Consider the following 14813-nt stretch of genomic DNA (forward strand, 5'->3'; position numbering starts at 1 on the left):
AAGCCGTTGCCGTCGTTCAATCATCAACACCTGCCCCGCCCTTGGCTGTCGCCTGCGCCCTGCAGAAGTCGATAAAGTGATTTTGCGGCATAGGTCGGGCAAACAGAAAACCCTGGCCAAGGGTGCCACCCAGTTCAATAAGGCGTGCTTGCTGCTCGGCCGTCTCTACACCTTCAAGAATCAGCGTTATATCCAGTGCCCGCGCCAACGCCACCGAACAGCTGATGATCGCGGCGCTTCTGGGCTGGCTTTGCATTTTGTGCACGAACGTGCGGTCGAGTTTGATCTGGTTGAACGGCAGTTCACTGAGTCGATCCAGCGAAGAGTAGCCAGCACCAAAGTCGTCCATGGCCAAACCGCAGCCGAGCATGCGCAGCCTTACCAGATTCTCCAGACTACTGGCAGGCGCACTGATCAGCCCGGATTCGGTAATCTCGAACATCACCCTGCCCGGCGGTACCTGGGCACGCTTGAGCAACGCCGGAATGCGCTCGGTCAGGGCGTTGCAGGCCAATTGACCAGGGTGCAGGTTGAACGCCAGGTTGACCAGCCGCCCTTGCGCTGCCAGCCGTTGGTACAGTGCCAAACCCTGTTCAAACAGGTGCCAGAACATCCGGTCGATCAGATTGTGCTGTTCCATTACCGACAAAAAATGCGCGGGCGAGAGCACGCCCCACTGCGGGTGGTTCCAGCGCGCCAATACTTCCGCACCGACCAATCGTTGCCCCTCAAGGGTGACTTTGGGTTGGTAGTACGCCTCGAATTCACCATTATCCAGGCCTCGCTGTACGTCGCTTAGAGACGGCAGTTCAGCAGGTGACAGCAACCTGGGTTCGGCATTGCGGTGTGCGTGGTAACGCTTGACCAGCGGGCTGAAACCCTCCAGGTGAAACGGCTTGCCCAGATCACCCAGGTAGGTCAGCCCAAGGCAGTGGATCATCGCCACAGTGGCCTGGCGCAAGATCGGGTCGAGCTCGCTGCACAGCACCACGGCGCCGACCTTGCCACTGCTGCTGGCATGACGCAAAAAGGCCAGGCCATCCATACCGGTCATTTTCAGGTCACACAGAACAATATCGACAAAGCCACAGGCAGCCAGCACGGCCATGGCCTGATCACCGTCCGCGGCTTGCAAGACAGGACTCGATAGGTGTTTTTCCAGGGCGGTTACGGTAACGAGGCGCTGGAAGGGTTCATCCTCCAGGACCAGAACAGTCAAGTTTTGCATTGCAGGGCTACACGCAAAATAAGGGAAGACAGTGTGCGAGGCGCGCTTCTGGCATCTCCATGGGAAATTTCCTAGGCCTCCTAGGAAATTTCCTAAGGTAAACTACATTAACGTACAGCCCTGCCCCGCTCGGCTAATGGTGTTAGTCTTTTACCGCCCGGGTTGTACCGTTCCAGTAACAAGCGTTTTCTCAAGGTAAAAATCACACTATGCATAGCGTTCTGATAGTTGACGATCATCCGGTCATTCGACTTGCCGTCAGGGTCCTGCTGGAAAAGCACGGCATGCGCGTGGTGGGTGAAGCCGACAATGGACTCGATGCTGTTCAGCTGGTGCGCGACCTGACACCGCAAGTGGTCATCCTCGATATCGGTATTCCCAAGCTGGACGGCTTTACCGTTATCTCCCGGATCAAAGCCCTGAATGTGCGCAGCGAGATCCTCATACTGACCTCGCAACCCGCTGACTCGGTGTGCCGCCGCTGTGTCCAGCTCGGCGCACGCGGCTTCGTCAACAAAGAAGAAGACCTCGGCAGCCTGATCACCGCGATCAAAGCTGTGGACGCCGGCTATACCTTCTTTCCCTCGCTGACCTTTGACAGTGTCAATCCGACCGAGCAACTGACTGAACGTGAACAGATTCAATCATTGACCGACCGGGAAGTGACGGTACTGCAGTATCTGGCCCAGGGTTACTCCAATAAAGAAATTGGTGAAAAGCTCTTTCTCAGCAACAAGACGGTCAGCACTTATAAAACCCGGTTGCTGCAAAAGCTCGGGGCCGCGTCGCTGGTTGACCTGGCTGAGTTTGCCAAACGCAATGCCTTGACACCCTGACGGCCCTGAATGGGCCTGTAGGAAATTTCCTAGGCCTGCGTCGGCAACGTCCTACTCACTTCTACCCCTCCTCACTCCTAGACTTACTCCAGCTCAACGGCACAGAGAGGCCGCAGCTCAGAGAGTGTTCCATTGAGTCCCCTTCAAGGACGTCAATTTCAATTTAGGAGTGTGAAATGAAAGTTAGTACGTTGGCTGGCGCGATCATGGCAGTTTCCCTCGCAGCGACTTCTGCTGTCAGTGTTGCCAAAGATCAGGGCCACGGTGTGATTACCTTCAAGGGCGCGATTATCGATGCACCGTGCTCCATCGCTCAAGAGTCGCAGTACCAGACGGTCGACATGGATCAAATTGCCAACGTTAGCCTGAAGAACGGCGGCAAATCCAACCCGACTCCCTTCAAGATCGAGCTGCGCGGCTGTGAGCTGGGCGCCCTGAAGTCGGCAACCGCAACCTTTACCGGTTCGCCTTCGTCCAACCCTGACCTGCTGGCGCTCAAAGGCACCGCCCAAGGTGCCAGCCTGGCTATCGCCGACCACACCGGTGCGCTGATCAAGCTTGGCTCTGCTTCGCCTGCACAGACGCTGTCCGATGGCGACACCTACCTGCAGTTCAGTGCCTACTTGCAGGGCGACATGGTTACCCCAGAAGGCGGCGGCGAAGGCACTGCGGCCGAAATCGTACCGGGTGACTTCGAGACGTTCGCCAACTTCACCCTCGCTTATCAGTAACGGCTACCGTCACTGAAGTACCCCGCAGTACGCACAGGCTGCGTACTGCGGGGGAGCTAGCGGAGGTCTAGATGATTCGTTCAACCGCACTGCTGCTGCCACTGCTCCTGTGTGCCTTGGGCGAGCCCGCCTGTGCTGCTGAGCGGCCACTGACCACAGCACTCAAAGGGCGCGTGCAACTGGCCGGAAGCATCGTCGACAGCGCCTGCACCATCCGCGTGGGTAATGACAATCAAACCGTGACATTCAAACCCACGGCACTTAATGGGTTAGTCAGCGGCGATAGTTCAGCTCAACAATCCCTGAATATTTATATCAGTGATTGCGTCGGTTCCAATGCGCTCAGCAACTCCGAGCCTTCGCAGCGTTTCAAACTGGTATTCGAAGGTGAAACTGAAGGTCAATACTTCGGTATTAAAGGCGGTGCACAAGGCATTGCATTACAGATAAAAGATGAACACGGAAAGTTGATATCACCCGGCATGTTGCTTGAGCACAGCACGCTGTCCAGCGACAGCCTGATGCTTAATTACTCACTGACACTCGTCGGTAACGGTCATGCACTGGAAGCGGGCGACTATCACGCCACGATCAAGCTGAGCATTCAGCACTTCTGAACTGCAGACACTCGGTGTGCAGTGTCGTTCAAGGATTTAATCACGTGGATCACCGTAAGGTACTGGCTACCACAGCGTTGTGCTGTGCCGCGACGTGGGCAAGTGCAGCCGAAGAATTCCAATTCAACACCGATGTACTGGACCTCAAGGATCGCGAGAACCTTGATCTTGGGGTGTTTGCTTCGGCCAACTTCATCATGCCCGGCCAATACAGTCTGATGGTGCACGTGAACCGCGATACATTGACGGAATTCCCGGTTGACTACTTCCCCGCCGAGGACGACCCCAAAAGCAGCGTTGCCTGCCTGTCGCCGGCGCTGGTCAATGAACTGGGCTTGAAAGAACAGGCGATCAAATCACTGACCTGGTGGCACGCCGGTGACTGCCTCGACCTGGGCAGCGTTCCCGGCATGCAGGCCCGTGGCAATCTGGGCACTGCAGGGCTGTACCTGAGCATCCCCCAGGACCAGCTGGAATACACCGCGGCCAACTGGGACCCGCCTTCGCGCTGGGACGACGGTATTGCCGGGGTGCTGTTCGATTACAACTTCAACGCCCAGACCACCGAGCGCAAGCAGGGTAAAGGTCGCAGCGACAACCTCAGTGGCAATGGCACCACCGGTATCAACCTGGGCGCCTGGCGCTTGCGCGGTGACTGGCAGACCCAGATGCAACGCAGTGACGACCAGCCGTCACTACAGCAATTTGCCTGGAGCCGGTTTTATGCGCTGCGCGCCGTGCCGTCGCTGCGCTCGAGCCTGATCGTCGGTGAAGACTATCTGGACTCCAACCTGTTCGGCAGCTTTCGCTACACCGGCGGCAACCTGAGCAGCAATGACAACATGCTGCCACCCAACCTCAGGGGTTATGCCCCGGAAGTCAGGGGGGTGGCACGCACCAACGCGCGCGTGGTGATTCGCCAGCAAGGCCGGGTGCTCTACGACACCCAGGTGCCGCCAGGCGCATTTCGAATCCAGGACCTCAATGATGCGGTCTCTGGCCAACTGGACGTGCGCGTCGAAGAGCAGGACGGCAGCGTCCAGGAATTCCAGATGGACACCGCCAGCATTCCCTACCTGACCCGTCCGGGCACGGTGCGCTACAAGCTGGCCGCCGGTAAACCTTCCGATTGGGAGCACCAGATGGATGGCCCGGCCTTCGCCACCGGTGAGTTTTCCTGGGGTGTCAGTAATGGCTGGTCATTGTATGGCGGCGGCCTCGGCGCCAAGGACTACGGCTCGCTGGCTGTCGGTGTGGGCCGCGACCTGATGGCGTTCGGTGCGCTGTCATTCGACGTCACCCAGTCGCGGGCCACCCTGCCGGAGCGCGACACGCTGACCGGTAAGTCCTACCGTGCCAGCTATTCCAAACGCTTCGATGAGTACGACAGCCAGGTCACCTTCGCCGGCTACCGGTTCTCGGAAGAAAACTACCTGAGCATGAACGAGTTCATCGAAGCCCGGCGCGGCGGCGAGCCGCTGAACCAGAGCAAGGAACTGTACACCGCGACGGTGAGTAAACAGTTTCGCGACTCCGGGCTCAGCCTGTACTTCAACTACAACCACCAGACCTACTGGAACAGCCAGGCCAGTGACCGCTACAGCCTGTCGTTGTCGCGCTACTTCGATGTCGGCGGCCTGAAGAACCTCAGCCTGTCGCTGACCGCCTACCAGAACAAGGCCAACGGCACTTCCGATGACGGTGCCTATCTGTCGGTCAGCATCCCTTGGGGCAGCACCGGTTCATTCAGCTACAACTCATCGGTCAATCGCGGCGAAAGCAGGCATAGCCTGGGTTACTACGACCGCATCGATGAGCGTAACCACTACATGCTCAGCGCCGGTAAGTCCTCAAGCGGCGAAACCGCCAGCGGCTTCCTCTCCCATGATGGCGATCAGGCCCAGGTGGTGGCCAGCGCCAGCTACCAGGCCGGTGAGTACACCTCGGCCGGCCTGTCCCTGCAAGGCGGCGCGACCCTGACCGGTGAAGGCGCGGCGCTGCACCGCAGCAGCGTCATGGGCGGTACCCGGTTGCTGCTCGATACCCAGGGCGTGGCCGGCGTGCCGGTGCGTGGCAACGGCGGGGTCACCCGTACCAACCGTTTCGGCAAGGCGGTGGTCACCGACGTCAACAGCTACTACCGCAACCAGGCCAGCATCGTCCTGGACAGCCTGGCCGACGATGTCGAAGCCACCCAGTCAATCACCCAGGCAACCCTGACCGAGGGTGCGATTGGTTATCGCCGTTTCGATGTGATCGCCGGGCACAAGGCCATGGTCGTCATTCGCATGGCCGACCGCAGCGCGCCGCCCTTTGGCGCCACCGCGCAGAACCGCCGCGGCCAGGAAACCGGCATTGTCGGCGAAGACGGATCGACTTACTTGAGCGGCATGAAGCCGGGCGAAAGCATGTCGCTGCATTGGGGTGGCAGTTCGCGTTGCCGTTTTACCCTGCCCGACCAGGTGCAATCGCCGGAACGACAACTGGAGCTGCTGTGCCAGCCCGTCAGCGAGGCGGACAACAGCGCCGCTTAATCTATTTGCAACAGGTACCTTTATGAACTCCAGCTTCAAGCGCAACACCCTGCCCCTGCTCGCCTTGATCGGCGCGTGCACGGCACAAACCAGCCTGGCCGCCGTGTCGCTGGACCGCACCCGGGTGATTTTTACCGGCAGCGAGAAATCGGTCAGCCTCAGCGTCAGCAACCAGAACACCCAGCTGCCCTACCTGGCCCAGGCCTGGATCGAAAACGAACAGGCCGAGAAAATCACCAGCCCCCTGGTGGTCCTGCCGCCGATCCAGCGTCTGGAAGCCGGGAGCAACAGCCAGGTGAAGATTCAGGGCCTGCCTGAACTGGGCCAGTTGCCGCAGGACCGCGAGTCGCTGTTCTACTTCAACCTGCGCGAGATTCCGCCGCGCAGCGATAAGCCGAACACCTTGCAGATCGCCCTGCAGACGCGGGTGAAGCTGTTCTATCGCCCCGCGGCTATCGCTCCAAGGGCCGGTGTCAACCAAGCCCCCTGGCAGGAAAAGCTGACCCTGACCCGCCAGAACGACCGCTACCTGGTGAACAACCCGACGCCCTACTACGTCACGCTGATCGACGCCACACCCAACCTCAAGGCCGCCAGCGCAACCGACTTCAAACCCCTGATGATCGCCCCGCGGGGCCAGCTCGACCTGGGCGTCAGCAGCAAGGCGCTGGGCGACAAACCGGTGCTCACCTACGTCAATGACTACGGTGGCCGCCCACAACTGCAGTTCAGCTGTGTTGCAGCCACCTGCACCGCCAGTCCCGTTGCCAGCAAGCGCTGACATCCGATGACCCATTCACCTGAGGGCAAATCATGATGCCTGGAACCCGTAGCTGTCTGGCAGTCTTGCTCTGCAGCGCCAGTGTCTCGACCTTGTCTCATGCCGCTGGCAGCCCTGCGCAGACGGCCGAGTTCCAGGTGACCGGGACCTTGCTGGAAAGCGCCTGCTACCTGGACCCCAGCTCCGCCTATCAGACCCTGTCGTTAGGCGAGCTGAGCACCGCCCGGCTGTCACGCATGGGTGATCAGGGCACGCCGGTGGCCCTGCACCTCAAGCTGCAAGGCTGTGTACGCAGCGACGGCGGCCGCCGTGATGAGCAACAGGGCACCCTGGTCTGGAGCGCGATCGAGCCGGTGGCAGCGCTGGCCTTCAATGCGGTGGCCGATGCCGATACCCCCGAGCTGATCAAGGTGGTCGGTGCCGAGGGTTTCGGCCTGCGTCTGCTCGATGTGCAAGGCAACGATGTACGCCTGGGCCGCATAGCCCCGGCCTGGTTCGTCTCGCCCGGCGATAGCCAGCTGACCTATTACATCCGCCCTGAACGCACGGCCGCGCCGCTGCGCCCGGGCGCCTTTCGCGCCAGCCTGAATGTGAACCTGGCATATGACTGAGGCTTGCAGAATGACTGTCGCACGTACTGCCCTGCTGGCCATGCTGCTGGGCAGCGCATCCTCGACCAATGCTGCCGAGCAACAGGTGGTGACGATCACAGGTGTTGTCTATGCAGCGATTCCTTGCGTGATCAATAAAAACGCCCCCATCAGCGCACCGTTTGGCGATGTGCAAACCGCTGGCATCGATGGCAATTACAAGACCATCACCCTCGAGTACACACTCGATTGCAGCCGCTCGGCGAGCAATGAACTGCGCATGCAGGTGCGCGGTACCCCCGCCTTCGATCCGGCGCTACTGCAGGTGCCCGACCATGACAGCCTCGGTATCGCCCTTAAAAAGGACGGCGCCCGGCTTGCAGTCAACACCTGGGCAGACTTCGACACCCGCAAACAGCCCGTGCTGCAAGCCGTGCTGGTCAAGCGCGAAAACAGCGAAATCAAGGCCGGCGCGTTCAAGGCCAGCGCAACCCTGGTGGTGGACTATCGATGAATACCCTCTATCGCATGCTGGCAATACTGTCAGTCGCCGCCCTGCCCCTGCCCTGCATTGGCGCGGACAACCTGCAATTCAGCGGCACGCTGCTGGCTCCGCCCGGCTGTACCGTCAGCGACAAGGGCGGGCGTATCGAGGTGCGCTTTCAGCGCAATATCGCCGTCAACCGCATCGATGGCGAGCTCTACCGCCAGGCGATTCCCTACCAGATCGAATGCCCGGGCGCCGCCAACGCAGGCATCACCTGGCACATGCGCCTGACCCTCAAGGGCACTGACGCCCATTTCGAACCTGCCGCGCTGAAAACCTCGGTGAACGATCTGGGCATCAAGGTACTGCTCGGCGGTACCCCACTGATTCCCAATCAACCCCGGGAGATCGATGTCAACGCCTCGACACCGCCGGTGCTGGAAGCCGTACCGGTAAAACTGACCGGCGCGGCGTTGCCCAGCACCGACTTTACCGCTTCGGCGCTACTGATGGCCGAACTCTACTAGGAGGATCTATGGGCAAGTGGGCCATGACCCTGAGCGCCTGGGTCGCCGCCAGCCTCTGGCTGCCTGCGCTACAGGCAGCAGAAGACAACCTGTACTTCTCCGGCACCCTGGTGAATGAGCCTTGCGTGCTGGCCGAGGAAGACGAGTTGATCAAACTGGACTTCAAAAGCGTGATCGACAAAGACCTCTACCTCAACGGCAGAACCAAGGGCCGCCCCCTCGAGCTGCGCCTGAAAAACTGCGATCTGGACGTCGGTAAACGCATGGTCAGCATCACCTTCAGTGGTAACGAAAGCAGCGAACCGCCCGGGCTGCTGGTGCTGCAAAGCGCGACCGTCCAAGGCCTGCTGGTGGGGCTGGAAACGACCGCCGGCACGGCCTTGCCGTTGAACAAGAGTCACCGCATGGGCGAACTGAGCAGCGGCGACAACCTGCTCAACTTCAATGCCTACCTGCAAGGCGAGCCCGAGGCACTAGCCAATCGCAGCCTCGGACTGGGCGACTTCGAAGCCTCCATGACCTTTGCCTTGAGTTACGAGTGATCACCATGAAAAAGCCCTACCCTACGGTGCTGCGCAGCGCCCTGGCAGCGGTCCTGTTCGGCGCTACTGCACTCCAGGCACACGCTATCATCATTACACCAACGGACAGTCGGTATGAACCGGGGGGCGTACGCTATAACTTCGTAGTGAGCGACTGGAGTTCAGGCACGGCAGGAATGCCTAGCCCGTGCGTAGACCTCGACTATGCTAAAACCACTTGTAACGTTTCGCTGTACGTGTTCAGAAGTTACGGGAGCATCGTCGTCGTAGGATTCTCCGGCACAACTTGGCATGTACCGATTCGCCGTGGCAGCGAGACGATGGCCAACCTGCTATGGGATTTGGAGGGTAAAGGTTTTCGAATACCCCACAGCGGATCGATTCTGGTCCCGAATAGTTCCGTCAAAGATGGAATCTGCATCTCGTTCGGCTTCGCGAAGGTCGGTCCCAACCTTGGTGGCGGAGTGGGTCCTTTCGGCCCCTGCACCCGTGTCGTTGAGCCGATGCTACAGTGCGCGATCAAGGGTGATACCACCATCGACCACAAAAACCTGCCCGACAATGCCCTGAACGGGGCGCAGGCCTCGACCCAGCTCAGTCTGCAATGCCGGGGCCCGGCCAGCGTGACCGTCTCGGCGTCCAGAACCAACACCTATGGCGTACGCCTCAGAGACGACGACAGCCTGTACTCGAAGATCACCGTCAACGGCAAGGACGCCACGGCGGGCATCAATGTGGCGGTCGCAGATGGCCTGAACACCCCGCTGGATATCACCTCGACCCTGAGCACCCGCGGAACAGTGACCCCGGGGCCATTTTCCGGCTCCACGGTGATCACTGTTTCACCGCCTTGAACAGTGGTGTGTGTGTCTGTCTGTGGGAGCGGGCTTGCCCCGCGATTGCAATTTCCAAGTGACATCGCATCGCGGGGCAAGCCCGCTCCCACCGTAGGGTGTATTACTGCATTGCCAGCTGCATCGACATCTGCCGGCGGCGATACGCCGAATCCCGGCTGGCCAGCCAGTAATACAGCGGCGAAGTCACCAGCAGACCAACCAGCCAGGACAGGTCGGCGCCATCGATATACGCCGACACCGAGCCGACATACAGCGGTGTGTTCATGAACGGAATCTGCACAACGATACCGATGGCATACGCCAGCAACGCCTGCGGATTGTAGCGGCCATAGATACCGCCATCGACGCGGAAGATCGAATCGATGTCGTACTTGCCCTTGTGAATCGCATAGAAGTCGATCAGGTTGATCGCCGTCCACGGCACCAGCACCACCAACAGTGCCAGGACCATATCGACAAAGTGCCCGATAAAGTCCGCCGAGGCGCCAACCGCCGCCACGCAGCAACCACTGAGCACTACCAGCGACAGCACCGCACGGCTTTTGGCGGTCGGAATCCAGCGGTGGGCGAAGGTCTGCACCAGGGTGATCAGGGAAAGCACCGCGCCATACAGGTTGAGGGCGTTATGGCTGATCACACTGAGCAGGAACAACACCAGCATCAGCGGGCCAATGCTGCCAGTGGCCAGTTTCACCGCATCCATGGTGTCCATGCCCGCCGGGGTGGCCAGCACCGCCACCGCACCGAACACGAACGACAGGCTCGAACCCAACGCCGAACCCAGGTAGGTGGCCCAGAAGGTCGAAGCCACACCCACATCCTGCGGCAGGTAGCGCGAATAGTCCGAGACATACGGCGCAAAGGCGATCTGCCAGAGCGCCGCCAGCGATACGGTGGCCAGCCAGCCGGAGATGTTGAAGCTGCCACGGGTGAGGAAATCAGCGGTCTGGATATGGCTCAGGATGTAGCCGAAGCCCAGCACGATGCCCACGCCCAGCACCCAGGTGCCGATACGGTTGAGCACATGGATGAAGCGGTAGCCGATGATGCCGATAATCCCCGAACCCAGGGCGCCAATGACGATACCGACCGGCACCGGCACGCTATCGACCACGCCATGCAGCGACTTGCCGGCGAGGACGATGTTGGAGGCAAAGAAGCCGATGTACATCACCCCGGCAATCACCACCACCAGCAATGCACCAAGGGAACCGAACTGGGCGCGGCTCTGGATCATCTGCGGGATGCCCATTTGCGGGCCTTGCGCCGAATGCAGCGCCATCAGCACCCCGCCGACCAGGTGGCCAACGAGGATGGCGATGATGCCCCAGACCAGGTTCAGCCCGAACAGCTGTACGCCCAGGGCGCCGGTGACAATCGGCAGCGGCGCGATGTTGCCGCCGAACCAGAGGGTAAACAGGTCTCTCACCTTTCCATGGCGATCTTGTGGGGGCACGTATCCGATCGTGTGTTTTTCGATAAGCGGAGCGGATGTTGCGGTGGTCATGACGAACTCCAAGGCAAGGATGAGTACGTGGACGTACTTCGATCGCGCCGGCACGAAGGGCGCTTTCTTGTAGGAGTGATCATGAGCAATGCGCGAAGCCAGGAAAATTACTAAATATGTTCCTTCAGACCTTAAAAAATATTGTCGTGGGCTTTTTTCGCCTGCAGACCCCGCGGTGGCGCGCCATAGGTGCGGCGGAACAAGCGGCTGAAATGCGCTTGATCGTAGAAGCCCAGGTCCAGGGCAATCGTGCTCAATGGCTGGCCCGCCAACACCCGAGGCAAGGCGCGTTCCAGGCGCAGTTGGGTCAGCCATTGCTGGGGTGGCAGCCCACAATGGTTGCGAAAGCGGCGCAGCAGTTGCCAGGGGCTCAAGTCGGCGAACGCGGCCATTTCCTCAAGACTGGGCGGCTGATCCAGGCGTGACTCCAGCCAGTCGCGCAGTTGTCGCCAACGCAGTGGATCGAAGCCGTTGCCGGGCTCACTGACCCTGAGGGTCGAACCCAGCCCGAGCAACAATGCCAGGGTTTCCCACAGCTGACTCTGGAACGCCAGCGCGTCCTGCTGCAGGTGCAAACCATTGAGCAACTGTTGCAGCTGCGGATGGCGTAACTGCGCGGCATTGAGGGTTGGCAGACCTTGTCGCCCATCGCTCAAGTCACGGCTGACTTCGGCCAGCCAAACCGGGTCGAGGGTCAGGATACGAATGCCATAACCCTGATCATTGGCACTGGCGCCGTCGTGAACGTGCTCCGGCGCCATCAGCAGGATGTCCCCTGCCCCGGCCACCTGGCGCTCGCCACCGGCGGCATAGCGCTGCTGGCCGGCGACGATCAGGCCAATGTGATACTCCAGGTGAAAGTGCCGGGGAAAGGCAAATTGCTGATAGCGCGCAGCGATCAGGCGCACGCCTGGATGCCCGGGGGCTTGGTGGATGACGCTATCCAACTAGCAGGCCGCGCGCCACTGGCGGATCTGGTCGATGGTCGCGGTAACGCCGCCACAGACGATCACCAGCACCTTTTGATAGCGCTTGAGTTCATCCGTTGGCGCGTAAGCCAATGCCAATGCCGCACCACAGGCTGGCTCAACCAGAAGGCGCTGGTCAGAAAGGAACCGCTCGCAGGCATCGAGTGCTTCGCGGTCGCTGATAACGTGGCTATACACCGGACGCTCCTGCGTCCACTGGAACGCACGCTGACACACCTGCTTGGCCGCCAGGGAAGTGGCCACGGTGTTGACGCTGTCCAGTGCAACCAGTTGCTTCTGCGCCATGGCGGCAGCCAGCGAGGCGGCGCCTGCGGTTTCTACCGCGAACACCGGCACCTGACCCCAACCATTGCGCGCCAAGCCTTCACAGACGCCGGAAAGCAGACCGCCACCGCCCACCGAGAGCACCACGGCATCAGGCTTCAGGCCGCTGGCGGCGACTTCATCGATCATGCTGGCATGGCCCTGCCAGAGCAGCGGGTCATCGAAGGGATGGAGGTAGGCATCGTCGTCGCCCAGCAGCGACAGCGCCAGGGCATTGGCCTCATGCCAAGCCTTGCCGTGGACGATGACTTCGGCCTGCTCCTGGCGGATCAGCTGTTTGGCCCGTTCGGTGGTGGTTTCCGGCACCACCACGGTCACCGCCAGGCCCAGACAGCGCCCGGCGTAGGCGACGGCGATCCCGGCATTGCCGCCCGAGGAGGACACGAATCGGCGTTTGCCCTGTTTGGCATAGGCTTCACAGGCAGCACCAATGCCGCGCAACTTGAACGAGCCCGACGGCTGCAAGGCATCCAGTTTCAGCCAGACGTCCAGGCCACTGGCCAGGCTCAGCGGGCGAGATGCCAGCAGCGGGGTTTCGATATGCAGGCTCATGCACTTACTCCATGTAGGGAACAACTCCAGCGTACGTCTAACGCTCCGGGCAATCTTGTATGAAATTGCGCAGCTGCTGACTACCTCAATCATTGTGGGAGCCGGCCTTGCCGGCGATGGGGCCAGCACAGCCTACATCACCGGTGTTGGCCGGGTTGCGACCGTTGCACGGTCGATCGCTGGCAAGGCCAGCTCCCACAAAATTGAGCAAGGTGGCCGATTTTACCGGTGCCGCCGAGCACGCAACTGCCGCTTCAACCTGTGCATCGGCGGCGCATACAGAAAGCCGAACGACACACTGTTATCCCGCCCCTTCAACGCATGGTGCAGCAAGTGCGCCTTGTACAAACGCTTGAGATAACGGTTACGCGGTCGCGGTTTGAACGGCCAGTGCCGATGCACAACGCCATCGTGGATAATCACGTAGATCACCCCGAACGCCGCCACCCCTGCCCCGACCCACTGCAACGGCGCATGCCCGGCGCGGCCGATGGCCACCAGGGCGAAAGCGATCAACGCCAGGGCCAGCAGGTAGACGTCATTGGTTTCCAGCGCCCCCAGCTGCGGCTCATGGTGCGAGCGATGCAGGAACCAGCCCCAACCATGCATGATGTAGCGGTGCGCCAGGTAGCCGATGCCCTCCATGGCCGTCAGGGTGCAGAGAAAAACAGCGAAGTTGAGAATCATGGCGACATCTATCGGCTGGTTGGCACAAACGGCCAGAAGCCTACCATTTTGACCCAGCCAGCAGGAGGCATTTCGTCACGCTATGGGCGTACGGTCACGGTCGCGGTGGTGCCGGCACGCAGGTTGTTCTTGCCGGCATAGCCGGGATCAATCTCGATCCGTACCGGTATGCGCTGGGCCAGTTTGACCCAGGTGTAGCTGGGGTTGACGTTGGCCAGCAGGCGGCTACCTGGGGCGTTTTCGCGGTCGGTGATCGCGTAGGCAATGCTTTGCACCTTGCCTTCGAAGTGTTCCCCGCTCATCAGCGCGATCTGCACCGGATTGCCTATCTGAATACGCGGCAGCTTGGTTTCCTCAAAATAGCCACTGACATAGAACGAACTGCTGTCCACCAGGGCCAGCAGCGGGCCACCGGCGCTGGCGTAGTCGCCCTGCCGGGTCAACAGGTTGGTGACGTAGCCACTGACCGGCGCATAGATACGCGTGCGCTGCAGGTCCAGTTCCGCCTGGGTCAATGCCGACGTGGCCAGTTGCACGTTGGCGCTGGCCAGGCTCAGGTTGGCTTGTCCGCGCATCAGCTCGGCCTGGGCGACGGCGACATCGGTGCTGGCCTTTTCCCACTCTTCGCCGGAGATCGCTGCGGTTTGTTTCAAGGTGCGCCGGCGCAGCTCTTCGCTCTGACGCTGCTTGAGCGAGGCCTGGCTGGCGATAATCGCCGCCTGGGCCAAACCTTCGCTGGCGCGCGCGACTTCGATGGCACGACGGGCATGCTCGACCGCCAGGGCATAGCGGTCCGGGTCGACTTCCAGCAGCAGCTCGCCTTTGTCGACATGCTGGTTGTCGGCTACCCGCAGGGCGACGATGCGCCCGGCGACATCGGCCGATAGCGTCACCACGTCGGCCCGCACCCGCGCATCGCGGGTCCACGGGGCACGGGTGTAATGCTCCCAGGCGAACCAGCCGAGGATCAGCGCCAGTGCCACGATTGCCAGGGTCGAGGCCTGGGCCACAAGTTTCTTCACCG

The 14813-nt window shown here is 60.8% G+C and carries 16 protein-coding genes; 10 read left to right on the top strand and 6 right to left on the bottom strand.

What is annotated here, in order from left to right; genetic code table 11:
- Positions 1-16 precede the first annotated feature (16 nt).
- A complete protein-coding gene (locus tag NPS47_RS09645) occupies positions 17-1228 on the bottom strand; it encodes an EAL domain-containing response regulator (RefSeq protein ID WP_274294763.1) in 1212 nt (403 codons plus the stop codon).
- 209 nt (positions 1229-1437) lie between these two features.
- Here NPS47_RS09645 and NPS47_RS09650 point away from each other — a divergent pair, with 209 nt between their 5' ends.
- The 10 genes from NPS47_RS09650 to NPS47_RS09695 all read left to right on the top strand — a co-directional run bounded on the left by NPS47_RS09650 (position 1438) and on the right by NPS47_RS09695 (position 9727).
- Positions 1438-2064, top strand: a complete 627-nt coding sequence (locus tag NPS47_RS09650) for a response regulator transcription factor (protein ID WP_274294764.1) — start codon at positions 1438-1440, stop codon at positions 2062-2064.
- Positions 2065-2240: 176 nt separating this feature from the next.
- Complete coding sequence (locus tag NPS47_RS09655) at positions 2241-2795, top strand: fimbrial protein (RefSeq protein WP_274294765.1); 555 nt, start codon at positions 2241-2243, stop codon at positions 2793-2795.
- A 71-nt stretch (positions 2796-2866) separates the two neighbouring features.
- Positions 2867-3412 carry a fimbrial protein gene (locus NPS47_RS09660; protein WP_274294766.1) on the top strand — a complete coding sequence of 182 codons (546 nt, stop codon included), beginning with the start codon at positions 2867-2869 and terminating at the stop codon, positions 3410-3412.
- Between the two features lie 44 nt (positions 3413-3456).
- On the top strand, positions 3457-5946 hold the full coding sequence (locus NPS47_RS09665) for an outer membrane usher protein (protein WP_274294767.1): 2490 nt from the start codon (positions 3457-3459) through the stop codon (positions 5944-5946).
- Between the two features lie 22 nt (positions 5947-5968).
- Positions 5969-6727: a fimbria/pilus periplasmic chaperone gene (locus tag NPS47_RS09670; RefSeq protein ID WP_274294768.1), complete on the top strand. Its 759-nt coding sequence runs from the start codon at positions 5969-5971 to the stop codon at positions 6725-6727.
- 32 nt (positions 6728-6759) lie between these two features.
- On the top strand, positions 6760-7338 hold the full coding sequence (locus NPS47_RS09675) for a fimbrial protein (protein WP_274294769.1): 579 nt from the start codon (positions 6760-6762) through the stop codon (positions 7336-7338).
- Positions 7339-7348: 10 nt separating this feature from the next.
- A complete protein-coding gene (locus NPS47_RS09680; RefSeq protein WP_274294770.1) occupies positions 7349-7831 on the top strand; it encodes a fimbrial protein in 483 nt (160 codons plus the stop codon).
- Positions 7828-8331 (top strand): fimbrial protein, encoded by a 504-nt coding sequence (locus NPS47_RS09685; RefSeq protein WP_274294771.1) that lies wholly within the window; start codon positions 7828-7830, stop codon positions 8329-8331. Before NPS47_RS09680 ends, NPS47_RS09685 begins: the two co-directional genes overlap by 4 nt.
- Before the next feature lie 8 nt (positions 8332-8339).
- Entirely contained in the window at positions 8340-8873 is a 534-nt protein-coding gene (locus tag NPS47_RS09690; protein ID WP_274294772.1) for a fimbrial protein, read from the top strand.
- 5 nt (positions 8874-8878) lie between these two features.
- Complete coding sequence (locus NPS47_RS09695) at positions 8879-9727, top strand: hypothetical protein (protein WP_274294773.1); 849 nt, start codon at positions 8879-8881, stop codon at positions 9725-9727.
- Positions 9728-9830: 103 nt separating this feature from the next.
- On the opposite strand, the gene NPS47_RS09700 is transcribed toward NPS47_RS09695, so the two are convergent.
- The 5 genes from NPS47_RS09700 to NPS47_RS09720 all read right to left on the bottom strand — a co-directional run bounded on the left by NPS47_RS09700 (position 9831) and on the right by NPS47_RS09720 (position 14811).
- Positions 9831-11237 (bottom strand): purine-cytosine permease family protein, encoded by a 1407-nt coding sequence (locus NPS47_RS09700; protein ID WP_274294774.1) that lies wholly within the window; start codon positions 11235-11237, stop codon positions 9831-9833.
- 131 nt (positions 11238-11368) lie between these two features.
- Complete coding sequence (locus NPS47_RS09705; protein WP_274294775.1) at positions 11369-12184, bottom strand: AraC family transcriptional regulator; 816 nt, start codon at positions 12182-12184, stop codon at positions 11369-11371.
- Positions 12185-13102: a pyridoxal-phosphate dependent enzyme gene (locus NPS47_RS09710; protein WP_274294776.1), complete on the bottom strand. Its 918-nt coding sequence runs from the start codon at positions 13100-13102 to the stop codon at positions 12185-12187.
- 222 nt (positions 13103-13324) lie between these two features.
- Entirely contained in the window at positions 13325-13789 is a 465-nt protein-coding gene (locus tag NPS47_RS09715; protein WP_274294777.1) for a sterol desaturase family protein, read from the bottom strand.
- An 80-nt stretch (positions 13790-13869) separates the two neighbouring features.
- Entirely contained in the window at positions 13870-14811 is a 942-nt protein-coding gene (locus NPS47_RS09720; RefSeq protein ID WP_274294778.1) for an HlyD family secretion protein, read from the bottom strand.
- Positions 14812-14813: the final 2 nt, after the last annotated feature.

It is taken from the genome of Pseudomonas putida, from assembly GCF_028682475.1.
GTDB lineage: Bacteria > Pseudomonadota > Gammaproteobacteria > Pseudomonadales > Pseudomonadaceae > Aquipseudomonas > Aquipseudomonas putida_AG.